Source organism: Verrucosispora sp. TAA-831, assembly GCF_050780145.1.
Classification (GTDB): domain Bacteria; phylum Actinomycetota; class Actinomycetes; order Mycobacteriales; family Micromonosporaceae; genus Micromonospora.
Genome location: NZ_CP192240.1, coordinates 5741021 through 5756610, shown reverse-complemented (window position 1 = coordinate 5756610; position 15590 = coordinate 5741021). Strand labels below are relative to the sequence as shown.

The window sequence follows — 15590 nt, the reverse complement described above, 5'->3', positions numbered from 1 at the left end:
CACCGGAACGAGACCGCCGTCATCTGCGTCCCCGCCCCGGACGGGTTTCCGACCGCGCCCGAGTCGCGCCACCCCCGGAGGGATCAATGCGAACCGTCCTGAGTCGCCCGGACTTCCGCCTGCTGTTCGGCGGACTGTTGGCCAGCATGAGCGCGGAGTCGATCCTGCTGCTGGCACTCGCCATCTGGGTGAAGGACCTGACCGGATCGGACGGCCTCGCCGGTGCCACCATCTTCGTCATCCTCGCGCCGAGGACCCTCGCGCCGCTGGTCGGCTGGTTCGTCGACCGGTACCCCCGGAAGCCCTTCTTCGTGGTCACCAACCTCGCCATGGCGGTGCTGCTCACCCCGCTGTTCGCGGTCCGGGACGCGGGCGACATGTGGATCATCTATGCGGTGGCCGCGCTCTACGGCCTGTCGAACCTCACCGTCGGCGCGGTGCTCAGTCGGCTGATCCAGGAGCTGGTCCCGTCCGACCTGCTCGGTGAGGCCAACGCCGCGTTGCAGACCGTGCGGCAGGGTATGCGGCTGGTCGGTCCGCTGGCCGGCGCCGGCCTGTACGCGGTGCTCGGCGGCTGGGTGCTGGCCGCGGTCGGGATGGCCGGCTTCCTGGTCGCCGCCGCCGTGGTCGGCACGCTCCGGGTGGCCGAGTCCTCCGCCGCGTCGGCCGATCGGCCCGCGGTCCGTCCGGCCGACGGCGTCACCCGGGTACGGCGTCTGTCGTCCGAGCTGGTCGCCGGGCTGCGGCACCTCGCCGGTGAGCCGGCGTTGCGGCGGGCACTGGTCGGCTACGGTCTCGGCTCGCTGGTGATGGGCTTCACCGAGTCGCTGATCTTCGCGTACGTCGACTCGGGGCTCGGTCGGGACGCCGCGTTCGTCGGCGTGCTGGTCACCGTGCAGGGCGTCGGTGGGCTGGTCGGCGGTCTGTGCTCCGCAGCCGTGCTGCGTCGACTCGGTGAGCTGGGCACCCTCGCCGCCGGAGTGGCGTTCTTCGGCCCGGCGGCACTGGCGCTGGCGTACCCGAACCTGTGGCTCGGCTTCACCGCGGTGCTGCTGGCCGGCCTCTCCCTGCCGCTGACCCTGGTCGGTCTGCACACGCTGATCCAGCGGCGGACCCCGCCGGAGCTGATCGGCCGGGTCGCGGCGGCCTCGGAGGCGGTGGTCCGGTGCCCGCAGGCGGTCTCCGTCGGAGTGGGCGCACTGATCGTCGGGGTGCTCGACTACCGGGTGGTCTTCGTGGCGATCGGCCTGGCCACCCTGCTCGCGGGCGGCTACCTGTGGCGCGGGCGCCGGCTGAGCCCGCCCGCCGGACCGGCGGCGCATCCCCGGGTGCCGGCACCGCGCCCGGCCGCCGAGGACCGGGACCCGGCCCCGGTCGGGACGCTGACCGGCCAAGGCGGTCGCTGACCACGACGCGGGGGGCGGTCCCCGATCCGACCGGCCGCCGCGGTACGTCCGTGGTCAGACGGTGATGCTCGCCAGGTGCTGCTTGACCTGGTTGATCGACGGGTTCGTCAGCGCGCTGTCGTCGGCGAAGCGCAGGGTCGGCACGGTCTGGTTGCCACCGTTGACCCCCATCACGAACTCCGCCGCCGCCGGATCCTGCTCGATGTCGACCACCCGGTAGGCGATCCCCTCCCGGTCGAGCTGCGACTTCAGCCGGTGGCAGTAGCCGCACCAGGGAGTGGAGTACATGGTCAGCATGGTGAGATCCTCCAACGTCATGCGCGCCTGCTCGCGCAGATCAGCACAGGCTAACCGCTGCAACGTCCGACCGAGCTGCGACAATTCCCCGCTGTGGTGGTTAACTCCGGGTCCGAACGCGTGCTGACCGGGCTCGACCCGGAACAACGCTCGGCCGTGACCGCCGTGGCCGGCCCGGTCTGCGTACTCGCCGGGGCGGGCACCGGCAAGACCCGCGCGGTCACCTCGCGGATCGCGCACCGGGCGTTGACCGGGGAGATCTCCGCCCGGCACGTGCTCGCCGTCACCTTCACCGCCCGCGCCGCCGCCGAGCTGCGCCACCGGCTCGCCGCGCTCGGGGTGGCCGGTGTCCAGGCCCGGACGTTCCACGCGGCCGCACTGCGCCAGGTGCGCTACTTCGCGCCCCGGCTGCTGGCCGGGCGGGCCATGCCCGAGCTGCTGGACAGCAAGGTGCGCCTGGTCACCCTCGCCGCGGCCCGGGCCGGCCTGCGGACCGACCGGACCGCCGCGAGGGACCTCGCCGGTGAGATCGAGTGGGCCAAGTCCTCGCTGGTCGAGCCGGGGGAGTACGTGGTGGCGGCGGCCAAGGCGCTGCGCGAGACGCCGCACGAACCGGCCAAGGTCGCCGAGGTCTTCGCCGCGTACGAGAAGCTCAAGCGCACCGGTGGGGTGATCGACTTCGAGGACGTGCTCCGCGCCGCGGTCTGGGGGATCGAGGAGCACCCGGACGTCGCCGAGCAGGTGCGCAACCAGTACCGACATCTGGTCGTCGACGAGTACCAGGACGTCAACCCGTTGCAGCAGCGGCTGCTGGACGCCTGGCTCGGCGGCCGGGACGACGTGACCGTGGTCGGCGACGCCAGCCAGACGATCTACTCGTTCACCGGGGCGACGTCGTCGTACCTGGTCGACTTCCCGCGTCGCTACCGGGGCGCCACGGTGGTCCGGCTGGTCCGTGACTACCGGTCCACCCCGCAGGTGGTGGGGCTGGCCAACGCGGTCATCTCGCAGGCTCGGGGCACCGAGGCGCGGCTGCGCCTGGAACTGGTGGGCCAGCGTCCGCCCGGCCCGGAGCCGGAGCGGCGGATCTTCACCGACGAGCCGGCCGAGGCCGCCGCGGTCGCCGCCCGCTGCCGTGCGCTGGTCGACGCCGGCACCCCGGCACGCGAGATCGCCGTGCTGTTCCGCACCAACGCGCAGTCCGAGGCGTACGAGAAGGCGCTGGCCGAGGTGGGCGTGCCGTACCTGGTCCAGGGGGCCGAGCGGTTCTTCGAACGGGCCGAGGTGCGGCAGGCGATGGTGGCGCTGCGCGCGGCCACCCGGTCGATACCCGGCGAGACACCGCTGCCGGTGGCGGTGGTCGAGGCGCTCGCCGCCGTCGGGTGGGCCCCCGACGCGCCCCCGCCCGGTGGGGCCGCCCGCGAGCGGTGGGAGGCGCTGGCCGCGCTGGTCCAGCTCGCCGAGGAGTACGCGGCCACGCCCGATCTGATGCCGCTGGGGGTGGCCGCCACGGTCGAGCGCCCGGTCACCCTCGCCGACTTCGCCGACGAACTGGCCCGACGGGCGGCCCAGCAGCACGTACCCACGGTGGACGGGGTGACCCTGGCCTCGCTGCACTCCGCGAAGGGCCTGGAGTGGGACGCGGTCTTCCTGGTCGGGCTCGCCGAGGGCACGTTGCCCACCACGTACGCGCGCACCACCGAGCAGGTCGAGGAGGAGCGCCGGCTGCTGTACGTCGGTATCACCCGGGCCCGCCAGTGGCTCTGGCTGTCGTACGCCTCGGCGCGTTCCCCGGGCGGGCGGGCCCGGCGGCCGTGCCGCTTCCTGCCCCAACTGGCCCCGGGCGGGACCGAGCGGGCGACCGCGGGCGGACCGGCGCGTGGCCCGCAGCGGCGGGCGGCCACCCGGATCGTCTCCTGCCGGATCTGCGGCACCACCCTGTTCGCCGGGCCGGACCGCAAGCTGGGGCGCTGCGCCACCTGCCCGTCCGACATCGACGACGAGCTGCACGAGCGGCTGCGTGAGTGGCGTTCCCGGGTGGCCGGGGCCCAGCGGGTCCCCGCCTATGTGGTCTTCACCGACGCGACGCTCGTCGCGCTCGCCGAGCGGCGGCCGGCCCGGTCCGAGGAACTGGTCGCGATCGCCGGCATCGGCCCGCGCAAACTCGGCCTGTACGGCGAGGCCGTGCTGGCGCTGGTCGGGGGCGCGGCGGTCGACGAGATCTGCCCTCAGAAAAGTTTCTGAATCTGACCGTTAATTCGTTTGCCCTCGCCCCACCGACCGTCATAGCCTCAGGGCACACCTCGCGAGGGGGCCCTGTTCGGGCTGCTCACGGGGCATCTGTTCCGAGTCGATCGTCGAGTGAAGGTGAGGAGGTGGCACCGATGGAGAGCTACGTCAACCAGCGTCCGACGGCGCTGCCCGTTGCCGTCGCTCCGCTGTCGGCTGCCCTGATCTCCGTCGTTTCGGCGACGGACGTTCGGGCGACCGTCGTCGCCACCCGACCGTGGGCTCCGCAGGCGCACCGGGTCGAGGTTCAGGCCGAGCTGATCCTCGCACCGAAGCCGACCGGGATCCAGGGGACCAGTGGCTTCACGGGCAAGGGCGTCGATGGCGCCACCAAGCGGATGGACGTCCGCGGTGTTCCACCTCGAGGTAGACCGGTCTGACCAACAGACCACCGGCTCACCTCGAGGCCGCGGAACCCGCACACCGGGATCCGCGGCCTCAGTTTTTTGCACCGCCGAAGTACGTCGGAACAGCGATCCACGAGATCGAAGTGTGAGAGAGAGGTGACCGGGCGATGAGTCTGGCGTTGGCCCCGCTCGACCTGAGCGTCGAGATGGAGGCGAACCTGCCCTGCCGGAAGTTCGACCCCGACCTGTGGTTCTCCGACTCGCCCACCGAGCTGGAACTGGCCAAGTCGCTCTGCGGGGACTGCCCGCTGCGCGTCGAGTGCCTGGCCGGTGCGGTCGAGCGGGCCGAGCCCTGGGGCGTCTGGGGCGGCGAGATCTTCGAGCGTGGCGCGGTCGTCCCGCGCAAGCGGCCCCGTGGTCGCCCGCGCAAGGAGGACATCGCCCGCGACGCCGCCCTGCGGGTCGAGGCCGAGGCGCGACTGGCCGCCGACGGGCTCGCCCCGTCGCGCAACGCGGTCCGGCTGGCTGCCTGACATGTTCCCGAACCGGACCAACCCCGCCGGCAGCACGCCGGCCGAGAGAGAGCTGACCACGATGTTGTACCTGCCGAACGGAACCACCGACATGTACCTACTCCACGAAGCGCTGTCGAAGGTGCGAATGTTGCGGCCTCAGGCCGGTCGCACCACCACGAGCACTGAGGCAACCCGATCCGCCCGTACCGTCGCCATGACCGGCCGTGCCCGGTCGGCTCGCGAGTTGGGCGTCCTGTAGGACCGACACCGCAAACGGCGGGCGGGGACCAGAGGTCCCCGCCCGCCGTCGTCGTCTCGTGGGCCGCTGGCTCAGCCGACCGGGGCGAAGCCGGGCAGCCAGCGCTCCAGGATGCCCCGGTAGGGCGCCTTGGCCTCCAACTGGCAGAGCACCCCGATCGAGCCGAGCGTCACCCGGTGGATGAGCAGGTACGACGGCGGCAGGTTGAGGTGTCGGCTGAACTGGTAGGCGGGGGAGCGCGGGTTGGCCAGTCGGGTCGCCTCGGCACGCAGCCAGGCCCGGGAGAACCGGAACTCCTCGGCGGCGATCGGTTCCAGCATCGGCCGCAGGAACTCCAGCAGCGCGCTCGCGTCGATCGGGTCGTCGGTGCTGAGGAAGCCCTCCGAGCGTAGGCCGGCCTCCACGCCGTCGGCGTCGCCCCGCAGCGCCAGTGCGGCGATGCGACCGATCGGCTCCGGCGTACCCTCCGGCATCCGGGCCACCGCACCGAAGTCGATCACCCCGAGCCGGCCGTCCGGCAACAGCCGGAAGTTGCCCGGGTGCGGGTCGGCGTGCAGCAGCCCGGCCCGCGCCGGTGCGGACAGGTGCAGCGTGGCCATCAGCAGACCGGCCCGGTCACGTTGCTCCTCGCTGCCCTCCCGGATGATGTCGGACAGCGGCGTGCCCTCCACCCACTCGGTGACCAGCACCCGGGGCGAGGCGGAGAAGACCGAGGGGACGTAGATCTCCGGATCGTCCTCGTATGCGGCGGCGAAGGCACGCTGCGACTCCGCCTCCAACTCGTAGTCCAACTCCTCGGTGATGCGTTCGCGCAGCTCGGCGAGGAGCGGCTTGACGTCCAGCCCGGGCTGGATGGCCCGGAACATGGCGCTCAGCCGGGAGAGCTGCTTGAGGTCGGCGAGCAGGGCGTCACCGGCACCCGGATACTGGATCTTGACGGCCGCGTCCCGGCCGGTGCCGTCCGGCATCCGCCACACGGCCCGGTGCACCTGCCCGATGCTGGCCGCGGCGGCGGGGGAGTCGTCGAAGGTGACGAAGCGCTCACGCCAGGCCGGACCCAACTGCTCGGCGAGGACCTTGTGCACGCTGGCGGCGGGCAGCGGCGGCGCGGCCTCCTGGAGCTTGGTCAGGGCCTGCCGGTACGGCGCGGCGACCTCCTCGGGCAGGGCCGCCTCGAAGACCGACAACGCCTGGCCGAACTTCATTGCACCGCCCTTGAGCTGGCCCAGGACGCTGAAGAGCTGCTCGGCGGTGCGTTGCTGGATCTCGGCGGAGATCACGTCGGAGGCGAGCCCGGTGACACGCTTTCCCATGCCGAGGACGGTCCGCCCGGCGAAGCCGAGCGGCAGTGCGGCGAGCTTGGCGGTGCGGGACACGGCCCGGCGCGGGATGTCGGTCACGAGGTCATTGTTACCGACTCGGCGGGCCCGCTGCTGCTCTGCGCCCGGGCTGGCGTTCATCTTCGGGGTACGCGCCGCACCGACAGCGGGGGTGTGGTGGCCAGTGTCGGCGGCGGACGACGCCCGCCGGACCGATCTCCACCGCACCGCCGAGCGTCTCCGGCGCCCCGCCGTCGAGCTGCGCCAGCGCCTCGGCGACCGCGTAGGCGGTCGCTGCCAGGAGCGTGCCGGTGGCACACGCTGCGGCGACAGGCGTGTGGGCGATCTGGGCGGCGAGGGCCGGCCAGTCCGGGTCCCGGTCGGCCCGATGCAGGTCGAGGCAGCGCAGGCAGGGGCCGGTCGGCGGCCGGACCAGCGGCCCGATGACCGGGACGCCCTCCCGCACGTCGACGAGCAGGTGCGGTTGTCGGCGCTGGGCGTGGACGGCGGCCATCAGGGCGGCCGGTCGGTCGAGGCCGAGCTGGATGACCAGGTCGGGCCGGGTCCGACGCAGTGCGTCGGTGGCGGTGCCGGGTGCGGCGCTCGCCACGGTCGCCCGTACGGCCGCGTCCAGCGGGTGCCCGAGGTCACCGGCGGCGATGCCGCTGCCGACCAGGTCGACGGGGCGTACCGGGCCGGTGAGGTCGGGTTGGACGTGCCCGACGCCGGCCTGCGCCAGGGCCAGGGCGACGGCGGCACCGAGCGGCCCGGGGCCGGTGACCGCCACCCGGGCGGCCAGGCGACGGCGGAGCACCTGCGCGGGCGTGCCGGGCAGGCGGGCGGCGGCCAGGGCCAGCGCACCGGCCTCCGCGGCGAGCCGGCTCCGGCGGGGCTCGGCGAGATCCCGGGGCACCAGCGTGTGCGCCGGCACCACCAGGCCGGCCGCACGCAGCGCGTCGAGCAGGGCGCGGGCGTGCTCGGGACGGCCACCCGTGCCGACCAGCACCTGCCGTTCGCTGCGCGTGCCGTCGAGCAGGTCGAGCAGCCGCACCGCCCCGGGGTCGGCGAACTCGACCAGGACGGCACGCTCCGGCGTCAGCCCGAGCTGGAGCGTGTGCCGGTCACGCCAGAGCCGGTTGAGGCCGGGCAGCAGGGTGGGGCGGGGCGACGGCGGGTGGTCCGTGATCGGCGGCATGGGTACGAACAGTGACCGATTCCCTGCTGTCCGTCGATCGTTGTCCACAGGTGGCCACTCGTAGATCCAGGGCTGTCCACAGGATTCGGCGAGTTTTCCACAACTCGCCGGTAACCCTGTCGGTGGCCCGACAGTGAGCGGAACGCCGCGAGGGGGTGGCCGGGCGGCCACCCCCTCGCGCGGACGCGTACGTCAGACCTTCGCCTTGCCCAGGATGCGGTTCACTGTTGTGCCACACACCGGACACTTGCCCTTGGCCATGTTCATGCCGGTCTTCGAGACCTCGACGCGGCCCTCGAAATCCCGCTTCTCCTTGCACTTGACGCAGTAACCGTTGTAGGTCTGGGCCTGGTCGGCCACGGTGTGCCTCCTCGTCTCGTCCGCCGGGTCGATGCCGGTCCGGCGGTTCTCCCGGCGGCGGTCGCCTAAGACGTCCGACACCGGGTCTTCTCCGTGGTCATCCACATGACCACCGGTTGGCGGACCCTACCCAGGTGCGGGCGGTTCCATGTCAGGTGCGCGTTGCCACTGTGAGCAAGGCGACGTCGAGAGTGTGCACGCCGAATTGGGTCAGATCAGTCCTTTTGGCGGGGACACGCCGACCGGAGGTCGCTAAATCCGCTGGTAGGGCCCGCGTGACCGAAGATCGGGACCCGACTGGCGGGGCCGGACGATGATCACTTACGGTGGAGCGTGTCGGTGCTGTGACACCTCACCGGCCATCACGAAGGGTGATCGTGACGCCTCACGGGGCTCCGGCAAGAATTTTTTCGGGACTCCTGGCGACCAATCCCCATTTTCCGGGCGCGTGTCGGGGGGTTGACCCTTGCGGACCCCTGGTCACAACGCATTAGCTTGCCAACGTGACAGCAAACCGAGGCTGCGCGGTCCACTGATGGCGGGGGCGCGGAAGCCTGTCGTCGAAGTGCGGCGCAGCCAGCGTCGGCGACGTACGGTGTCCGCCTACCGCGACGGTGAGCGGGTCGTCGTCCTCATCCCCGACCAGTTCTCCCGGGCCGAGGAGAGCGAGTGGGTCGACCGGATGCTCGCCCGGCTCGCCGCCCGCGAGGGTCGCCTGACCCGCTCCGACGCCGAGCTGCTGGAGCGGGCCGGCCGGCTGATCAAGCTGTACCTGACCGAGTACGGCGACCAGGCGGTGCCGGCCAGCGTCCGGTGGGTGAGCAACCAGAACGGCCGGTGGGGCTCCTGCACCCCGGCGGACCGCTCCATCCGGCTCTCCCACCGGCTCCAGGAGATGCCGGAGTGGGTGATCGACTACGTGCTGCTGCACGAACTGGTCCACCTCATCGTGCCCAGCCACAACGCGCAGTTCTGGGCGCTGGTCGGCCGATACCCGAAGACCGAACGGGCCCGGGGCTACCTGGAGGGTGTCGCGGCGGTGGGCGGCACGCCCTGAGCGGTGCTCCGCCCGGCGGTAGGGTCGGAGGATGGCTCGACGTGTGGTGGTGGCGCTGCTCGCCCCGGTCATCTGGACGCCGCCCGGCATCGACCCGGCGCAGTGGCGGCGCGCGCTCGCCGAGGACGTGGTCGACCTGCTCGCCATGCTCAACGAGGTGGACACCGCGGTGGCGGCCACCGCGGCGGACCGCCGGCTGGCCGACGAGGTGATCTGGCCCGGCACCACCGTGTACGAGGTGTCCGAACCGACCCCCAACGCCGTCTTCGCCGCCCTCGCCGCCTCGGGCGACGGCTACGAGCAGGCGGCGGTGGTCGCCGGGGACGCACCCGACCTGCCCGGACTCACCGTCGGCAAGCTCCTGCGTCCGCTGACCAGCCGACCGGTGGCGCTGGCCCCGGTCGAGGGCGGTGTGCCGGGACTGCTCGGCGCGGCGGTCCGGCTGCCCGTACCCTCCTGGCTGCCGGTGCTGGACCTGGACAGCGCCGTGCCCGCAGCCGTGCGCGCGGCGGCGCCCGAGCCGGGCGACCTCGCGGTCACCCCGTCCTGGCACCGGCTACGCGGCCCCGCCGACCTGGCCCGCCTCGATCTGGCGCTGGACGGCTGGGAGAACACCCGCGCCCTGCTCACCGGCGCCGACCGGTCCGGCTGACCGGAGAGGATCGACGCGCACCCGGCCCACGACGTCCGCCCGCCTCAGCCGACCGGGCCGGTCCGGCTGACGCCGGACCGGCGGGTGCGTGGGCGGGTTCAGGAGCGGCGGTCGTCGCCGTCGGTGTCGTCGGGACGCTCCGGGCCCTTGCCTTTGCCCTCGGCCTCGCCCGGGATCTTCTCCTCCGGGCCGCCCGGTGCGGAGAAGTCGAAGTTCTCCAGCTCGGTCATCAGGTCCACGTCGGCCATGGCGAAGGCCACCGGGTCGGCGAAGTCGTCGTCGGAGGGCAGCAGGTCGGGGTGACCCCAGAGGGCATCCCGTCCGGCGATGCCGCGGTGCTCGGTGAGCGCCGCCCAGAGCGCGGCGGCCTCACGCAGCCGACGAGGACGCAGCTCCAGCCCGACCAGGGCGGCGAACGTCTGCTCGGCCGGTCCACCGGCCGCCCGGCGGCGACGGAACGCCTCGCCGAGCGCGACCACGTTCGGCAGCCGACCGTCGGCGGCACCGTCCACCACGTGGCAGACCCAGCCCTCGACCAGGGCGAGCGCGGTCTCCAGGCGAGCCAGCGACGCCTTCTGCGCCGGGCTGTCCTCCGGCGTGAAGATGCCCTCCAGGGCGATCGCCTGCATCGACTCCGGGTCGGTCGGGTCGACCCGGCCCATCGCCTCCTCGATCGCCTCCCGGTTGACCCGGATCCCGGCCGCGTACGTCTCGACGGCGGTCAGCACGTGTCCGCGCAGCCACGGCACGTGCTCGAAGAGGCGCTGGTGGGCCGCCTCGCGCAGGGCGACGTAGAGGCGTACCTCGTCCTCGGGCAGCTCCAGGCCCTCGCCGTAGCCCCGGATGTTGGCCGGGATCAGCGCGGCGGTCCCGGCCGGGCCGAGTGGCAGGCCGATGTCACCGGCGGAGAGCACCTCCGCGGCCAGCGACCCGAGCGCCTGGCCGAGTTGACCGCCGAACAGGGCGCCGCCGAGCGTGGCCACCATCGACTGCATCGGGCCGAGCTGGGCGCGCGCCTCGGGCGGCACCAGGTCGCCCATCGCGCCGACCATCCGGCTGGCCACCGGGTCGCACAGCTTCCGCCAGACGTCCAGCGTCTTGAAGATCCACTCGTTGCGGTTCCAGGCCACCGTGGTCTTGATGCCGGAGGGCAGCGCCGAGGCCGGTTCCAACCAGAGGTCGGCGATGCGCAGGGCTTCCTCTACCGCATTGCGCTCGTACGGCGAGACCGCCGGGTCGCCCGCCGCCGCGAGCTGACTGGCCGCCACCTGACGGGCCAGATCCCAGTTGACCGGCCCGCTGCCCGGCGCGGAGAGCAGGTGCTGCAACTGCGACATGAACTGCTGCATCTGCGCGGGGTCGTTGGGGTCGGGCGGCTGCCCACCCGGGAGCGCGAAACCGAACGGAATATCAGGCACGAGCTCTACGGTACGCGCGCCGTGCCCCAGGTCGCCGTCACCGCGGTTGCGCTGAGGGCGAAGTCCCGTCGTGCCGCCCGGAGGCCGGGAACCGGCTCGGTACGCTCTGCCGCATGAGACGACGTGGCGTGACCGTCCTCCTCGGTGCTCTGCTCACCGCTCTGCTCAGCATCGGGGTGCTCGGCGCGCCCGTTCCCTATGTCGTGCTCGGTCCCGGTCCGACCGTGGACACGCTCGGGCAGGAGGACGGCAAGGAGGTGATCCAGGTCACCGGTGGTGAGACCTCCACCTCCGCGGGGCAACTGCGGCTGACCACGGTGGGTGTGCAGCCCACCGTGAAGTTGCGCTCGGCCATCCAGGGCTGGCTCTCCGACGACCAGGCGGTGGTGCCGCGCGAGCTGGTCTACCCGCCCGGCGAGACCCGCGAGGAGGTCGAGCAGCGCAACGCCGAGGACTTCCAGGTCTCGCAGACCAGCGCGGAGACCGCCGCGCTGCGGGAGTTGGGGTACGAGGTGCAGGTCGTGGTCAAGACCGTCGCCGAGGACGGCCCGGCCGCCGGGGTGCTGCGCCCCGGTGACGTGGTGACCTCGGTCGACGGGGAGCCGGTGCCGCTGGCCGGCCGGCTGACCGAGCTGGTCCGGGCGAAGCCGGCCGGCACCGCGCTGCGCATCGGCTACACCCGCGACGGTGCCGCGCGTACCGACACCATCACCACCCAGGAGTCGGACGGTCGCCCGCGCATCGGCGTCGAGATCGAGCAGCAGCAGCCGCACCCGTTCACGCTCTCCTTCGACCTCCAGGACATCGGCGGGCCGAGCGCCGGGCTGATGTTCGCCCTGGGGATCATCGACAAGCTGACCCCGGAGGACCTGACCGGTGGCCGGGTCATCGCGGGCACCGGCACCATCGACGACGCGGGCGAGGTCGGGCCGATCGGTGGCATCCCCCAGAAGCTGGTCGGCGCGAAGCGGGCCGGCGCCACGGTGTTCCTGGTGCCGGCGGCCAACTGCGCCGAGGCGGTGTCCAACCGGCAGCCGGAGCTGCCGCTGGTCCGGGTGGGTTCGCTCGACGAGGCGCTCACCGCGTTGGAGACGCTGCGTTCCGGGGGCGAGCCGACGCTCTGCTGACCGCCGGGGGCGACTCGGCATCCGGCCCGCACCACGCCCGCTGACCTGGGACTGCTGCCGGTGGGTGCGACCGCGGGCCGGCCCGGTGCCGGCTGCGCGGCGCGACCTTGCCACAACGCATTCAGGAACACCCCGTACTCTGGGTGCCTGGTCGGAGCCGATCATAACGAGCGTGCGGAGCCAACAGTGGTCATGCGTAGCAGCAGCCCCCTGCCGAGGATGAGCCGACGCGGACGCGTCACGATCGGGGTGTTGATCGGGGTGTTCGTCCTGTTCACCCTGCTCGGCTGGGGGGTGCAGGCCTGGACCGACTGGCTGTGGTTCTCCGAGGTCGACTACACCTCCGTCTTCCGTGGCGTGATCGTCACCCGGTTGCTGTTGTTCCTGGCCGCCGCTGTCGCGATGGGCCTGATCGTCGGCGGCAACCTCTGGCTGGCGCAGCGGTTGCGGCCCCGGATGCGTCCGCACTCGCCGGAGCAGGCGACGCTGGAGCGCTACCGGATGCTGCTCGGCCCCCGGCTCGGGCTCTGGATCGCCGCCGCCGCCGTGGTGGTGGGTCTCTTCGCCGGCCTGTCCGCGCAGAGCCGCTGGAACCAGTGGCTGCTCTTCCTGCACGGCGGTGACTTCGGCGTACAGGACCCGGAGTTCGGCGTGGACGTCGGCTTCTACGTCTTCCAGTTGCCGTTCTGGCGGTTCCTGCTCGGGCTGGGCTTCACCGCGGTGGTGCTGGCGCTGATCGGATCGCTGGCCGTGCACTACCTCTTCGGCGGGGTACGCCTACAGGGCGTCGGCGACCGGATGAGCGGTGCGGCACGGGCCCACCTGAGCTCGCTGGTCGCGGTCTTCGTGCTGCTCAAGGCCGTTGCGTACGTGCTGGACCGGCGGTCGATGCTGCTGGAGTACAACGACGGCGTGGGCGTCTACGGCGCCGGGTACGCCGACATCAACGCGTTGCTGCCGGCCAAGGAGATCCTCGCCTACATCTCCGTGGTGGTGGCGATCGCGATCATCGTGTTCTCCAACGCCTGGATGCGGAACCTGGTCTGGCCGGGCATCTCGCTGGCGCTGCTCGGCGTCTCGGCGGTGGCGATCGGCGGCATCTACCCCTGGGCGGTGCAGACCTTCGAGGTCAAGCCGAGCGCCCGGGACAAGGAGGCGCCGTACATCCAGCGCAGCATCGACGCCACCCGCGCCTCGTACGGGCTGAACATCGCGGAGAACTCGGCGTACTCGGCGAGTAACCTGACCCCGACGGAGAGCCTGGCCACCGACACCGCGGTGGTGCCGAACGCCCGACTGCTCGACCCGCAGTTGGTCAGCGAGACCTACACCCAGCTCCAGCAGGTCCGTGGTTTCTACGACTTCGGCCCCAAGCTCGACATCGACCGGTACACGGTCGACGGCCGGACCCAGGACTACGTGGTCGGCGTACGTGAGATCAACTACGGCGAGCTGACCGCCCAGCAGAGCAACTGGATCAACCGCCACACCGTCTACACCCACGGGTACGGCGTGGTGGCCGCCCCCGCCAACCGGGTCGTCTGCGGTGGCCAGCCGTTCTTCGTCTCGGGCTTCCTCGGCGAGCGGTCGCAGGAGTCCTGCTCCTCGCCGACCGACCTGATCCCGGCCAGCCAGCCCCGGATCTACTACGGCGAGCGGATGCAGGACGGTGACTACGCCATCGTCGGCAAGCCGAGCGAGGACGCCAACCCGGCGGAGTTCGACCGTCCGGCGGGCGAGAGCGGCGAGGGCCGCGAGTCGTACTACACCTACACCGGCGAGGGCGGCGTCGACGTCGGGTCGTTCTCCCGGCGGCTGCTCTACGCCATCAAGGAGCAGGAGCCGAACTTCCTGCTCTCCGAGGCGGTCAACGACAACTCCAAGCTTCTCTACGTGCGCAACCCCCGGGACCGGGTGGAGAAGGTCGCGCCGTTCCTGACGCTCGACGGCGACCCGTACCCCGCCGTGGTGGACGGCCGGGTGCAGTGGATCGTGGACGGCTACACCACCTCGGCCACCTACCCGTACGCCGAGCGGGTCAACCTCCAGCAGGAGACCACCGACGAGCTGACCGGCCGGGGCACCATCCAGTTGGCCCGGGAGAACGTCAACTACATCCGCAACTCGGTCAAGGCGACCGTGGACGCGTACGACGGCACGGTCACGCTCTACGAGTTCGACGAGAACGACCCGGTGCTCAAGGCGTGGAATAAGGCCTTCGGCGGTGACCTGATCAAGCCGCGCGAGGAGATCCCGCAGGCGCTGGCCGACCACTTCCGCTACCCGGCCGACCTGTTCAAGGTGCAGCGCAACCTGCTGACCCGGTTCCACGTCACGAACCCCGGCGACTTTTACTCCGGCCAGGACTTCTGGCAGGTGCCGAACGTGCCGGACGCGCCGGACAGCGGGGTCAAGCAGCCGCCGTACTACCTCTACACGCAGATGCCCGGGCAGGAGGAGCCGACCTTCCAGCTCACCAGCGCGGTCACCCCGAACGGCCGGCAGAACCTGGCCGCGTTGATCTCGGCGTCGTACCAGGACGGGCGGCCCAGGTTGCAGGTGCTGGAGCTGCCCGACCAGACCCGGGTCTCCGGCCCGGTGCAGGTGCACCAGCAGATGACCAACAACGCCAACATCCGGCAGCAGTTGAACCTGCTCTCCTCGAACCAGGCACAGGTGCAGTACGGCAACCTGCTCTCGCTGCCGTTCGGCAACGGCATGCTCTACGTCGAGCCGGTCTACGTGAAGAGCAACCAGACCGACGCGTACCCGCTGTTGCAGAAGGTGCTGCTCTCGTACGGCGACGGCGGTTCGTTCGTGGTGCTGGCCGACAACCCGGCCGACGGCATCAAGCAGCTCGTGGAGCAGGGCAAGCGGGCGGCGGCCGGCAACCCGCCGCCGGCCACGGAGGAGCCGCCCGCAGGCGAGGAGCCACCGGGCGGCGAGGAGCCGACGCCTTCGCCGACGTCGACCGAGGCGCCGCCGCTCACCGGGGACCTGGGGGCCGCCGCCGACCGGGTACGTGCGGCGATCACCGAGGTGCGTGACGCGCAGGCGTCCGGTGACTTCGAGCGGTACGGCCGGGCGCTCAAGACGCTGGACGAGGCGCTGACCGCGTTCCAGCAGGCACAGCAGGCAGCCGGGACGAACGGTCCGGCACCGACCGGCAGTCCGGCACCGACCGGCAGTCCGTCGCCGACCGGCTGACGGAGCACGTTCCGACAGGGCCCGTGGACCGGCGATCCGTCGCCGCCCACGGGCCCTTCGGTGTCCGGGCCCACCGGTCGTCCACGGCGTTCTGTGAGTCGTTTTGCGGCGGGACGGGGTGGTGCGCTACGGTGGATCTACC

At 72.1% G+C, this 15590-nt stretch carries 13 protein-coding genes; 8 read left to right on the top strand and 5 right to left on the bottom strand.

Annotation, left to right across the window (positions count from 1 at the left end):
* Positions 1-86: 86 nt before the first annotated feature.
* Positions 87-1406: an MFS transporter gene (locus ACQVFL_RS25560; RefSeq protein ID WP_396690516.1), complete on the top strand. Its 1320-nt coding sequence runs from the start codon at positions 87-89 to the stop codon at positions 1404-1406.
* A 54-nt stretch (positions 1407-1460) separates the two neighbouring features.
* Here ACQVFL_RS25560 and ACQVFL_RS25555 read toward each other — a convergent pair whose 3' ends face one another.
* On the bottom strand, positions 1461-1703 hold the full coding sequence (locus ACQVFL_RS25555) for a mycoredoxin (RefSeq protein ID WP_396690991.1): 243 nt from the start codon (positions 1701-1703) through the stop codon (positions 1461-1463).
* A gap of 93 nt (positions 1704-1796) precedes the next feature.
* Between ACQVFL_RS25555 and ACQVFL_RS25550 the strand changes: the two genes are divergently transcribed.
* The 3 genes from ACQVFL_RS25550 (at position 1797) to ACQVFL_RS25540 (ending at position 4872) form a co-directional block, all read left to right on the top strand.
* A complete protein-coding gene (locus tag ACQVFL_RS25550; RefSeq protein WP_396690517.1) occupies positions 1797-3947 on the top strand; it encodes an ATP-dependent DNA helicase UvrD2 in 2151 nt (716 codons plus the stop codon).
* A 140-nt stretch (positions 3948-4087) separates the two neighbouring features.
* Positions 4088-4372, top strand: a complete 285-nt coding sequence (locus ACQVFL_RS25545) for a hypothetical protein (RefSeq protein WP_396690519.1) — start codon at positions 4088-4090, stop codon at positions 4370-4372.
* A gap of 134 nt (positions 4373-4506) precedes the next feature.
* Complete coding sequence (locus ACQVFL_RS25540; protein ID WP_350692611.1) at positions 4507-4872, top strand: WhiB family transcriptional regulator; 366 nt, start codon at positions 4507-4509, stop codon at positions 4870-4872.
* Between the two features lie 312 nt (positions 4873-5184).
* Here the strand turns inward: ACQVFL_RS25540 and ACQVFL_RS25535 are convergent, their stop codons facing one another.
* The 3 genes from ACQVFL_RS25535 to ACQVFL_RS25525 all read right to left on the bottom strand — a co-directional run bounded on the left by ACQVFL_RS25535 (position 5185) and on the right by ACQVFL_RS25525 (position 7987).
* Complete coding sequence (locus ACQVFL_RS25535) at positions 5185-6513, bottom strand: ABC1 kinase family protein (protein ID WP_396690521.1); 1329 nt, start codon at positions 6511-6513, stop codon at positions 5185-5187.
* Positions 6514-6523: 10 nt separating this feature from the next.
* Entirely contained in the window at positions 6524-7627 is a 1104-nt protein-coding gene (locus ACQVFL_RS25530; protein WP_431727759.1) for a TOMM precursor leader peptide-binding protein, read from the bottom strand.
* A gap of 192 nt (positions 7628-7819) precedes the next feature.
* Positions 7820-7987 (bottom strand): DUF5679 domain-containing protein, encoded by a 168-nt coding sequence (locus tag ACQVFL_RS25525; RefSeq protein ID WP_012014940.1) that lies wholly within the window; start codon positions 7985-7987, stop codon positions 7820-7822.
* Between the two features lie 535 nt (positions 7988-8522).
* On the opposite strand from ACQVFL_RS25525, the gene ACQVFL_RS25520 reads away from it, so the two are divergent.
* A complete protein-coding gene (locus ACQVFL_RS25520; RefSeq protein ID WP_396690525.1) occupies positions 8523-9044 on the top strand; it encodes a M48 family metallopeptidase in 522 nt (173 codons plus the stop codon).
* A gap of 31 nt (positions 9045-9075) precedes the next feature.
* On the top strand, positions 9076-9696 hold the full coding sequence (locus tag ACQVFL_RS25515) for a hypothetical protein (protein ID WP_431727758.1): 621 nt from the start codon (positions 9076-9078) through the stop codon (positions 9694-9696).
* A 98-nt stretch (positions 9697-9794) separates the two neighbouring features.
* On the opposite strand, the gene ACQVFL_RS25510 is transcribed toward ACQVFL_RS25515, so the two are convergent.
* Positions 9795-11114 (bottom strand): zinc-dependent metalloprotease, encoded by a 1320-nt coding sequence (locus ACQVFL_RS25510; protein WP_396690529.1) that lies wholly within the window; start codon positions 11112-11114, stop codon positions 9795-9797.
* 113 nt (positions 11115-11227) lie between these two features.
* On the opposite strand from ACQVFL_RS25510, the gene ACQVFL_RS25505 reads away from it, so the two are divergent.
* Positions 11228-12241 (top strand): PDZ domain-containing protein, encoded by a 1014-nt coding sequence (locus tag ACQVFL_RS25505; RefSeq protein WP_396690531.1) that lies wholly within the window; start codon positions 11228-11230, stop codon positions 12239-12241.
* Positions 12242-12433: 192 nt separating this feature from the next.
* Complete coding sequence (locus ACQVFL_RS25500; protein WP_431727757.1) at positions 12434-15448, top strand: UPF0182 family membrane protein; 3015 nt, start codon at positions 12434-12436, stop codon at positions 15446-15448.
* Positions 15449-15590 lie beyond the last annotated feature (142 nt).

Coding starts and splice junctions, on each gene's coding strand:
- ACQVFL_RS25530 (WP_431727759.1), bottom strand. CDS start 7,627: ATGCCGCCGATCACGGACCACCCGCCGTCGCCCCGCCCCACCCTGCTG.
- ACQVFL_RS25540 (WP_350692611.1), top strand. CDS start 4,507: ATGAGTCTGGCGTTGGCCCCGCTCGACCTGAGCGTCGAGATGGAGGCG.
- ACQVFL_RS25555 (WP_396690991.1), bottom strand. CDS start 1,703: ATGCTGACCATGTACTCCACTCCCTGGTGCGGCTACTGCCACCGGCTG.
- ACQVFL_RS25505 (WP_396690531.1), top strand. CDS start 11,228: ATGAGACGACGTGGCGTGACCGTCCTCCTCGGTGCTCTGCTCACCGCT.
- ACQVFL_RS25500 (WP_431727757.1), top strand. CDS start 12,434: ATGCGTAGCAGCAGCCCCCTGCCGAGGATGAGCCGACGCGGACGCGTC.
- ACQVFL_RS25560 (WP_396690516.1), top strand. CDS start 87: ATGCGAACCGTCCTGAGTCGCCCGGACTTCCGCCTGCTGTTCGGCGGA.
- ACQVFL_RS25515 (WP_431727758.1), top strand. CDS start 9,076: ATGGCTCGACGTGTGGTGGTGGCGCTGCTCGCCCCGGTCATCTGGACG.
- ACQVFL_RS25545 (WP_396690519.1), top strand. CDS start 4,088: ATGGAGAGCTACGTCAACCAGCGTCCGACGGCGCTGCCCGTTGCCGTC.
- ACQVFL_RS25520 (WP_396690525.1), top strand. CDS start 8,523: ATGGCGGGGGCGCGGAAGCCTGTCGTCGAAGTGCGGCGCAGCCAGCGT.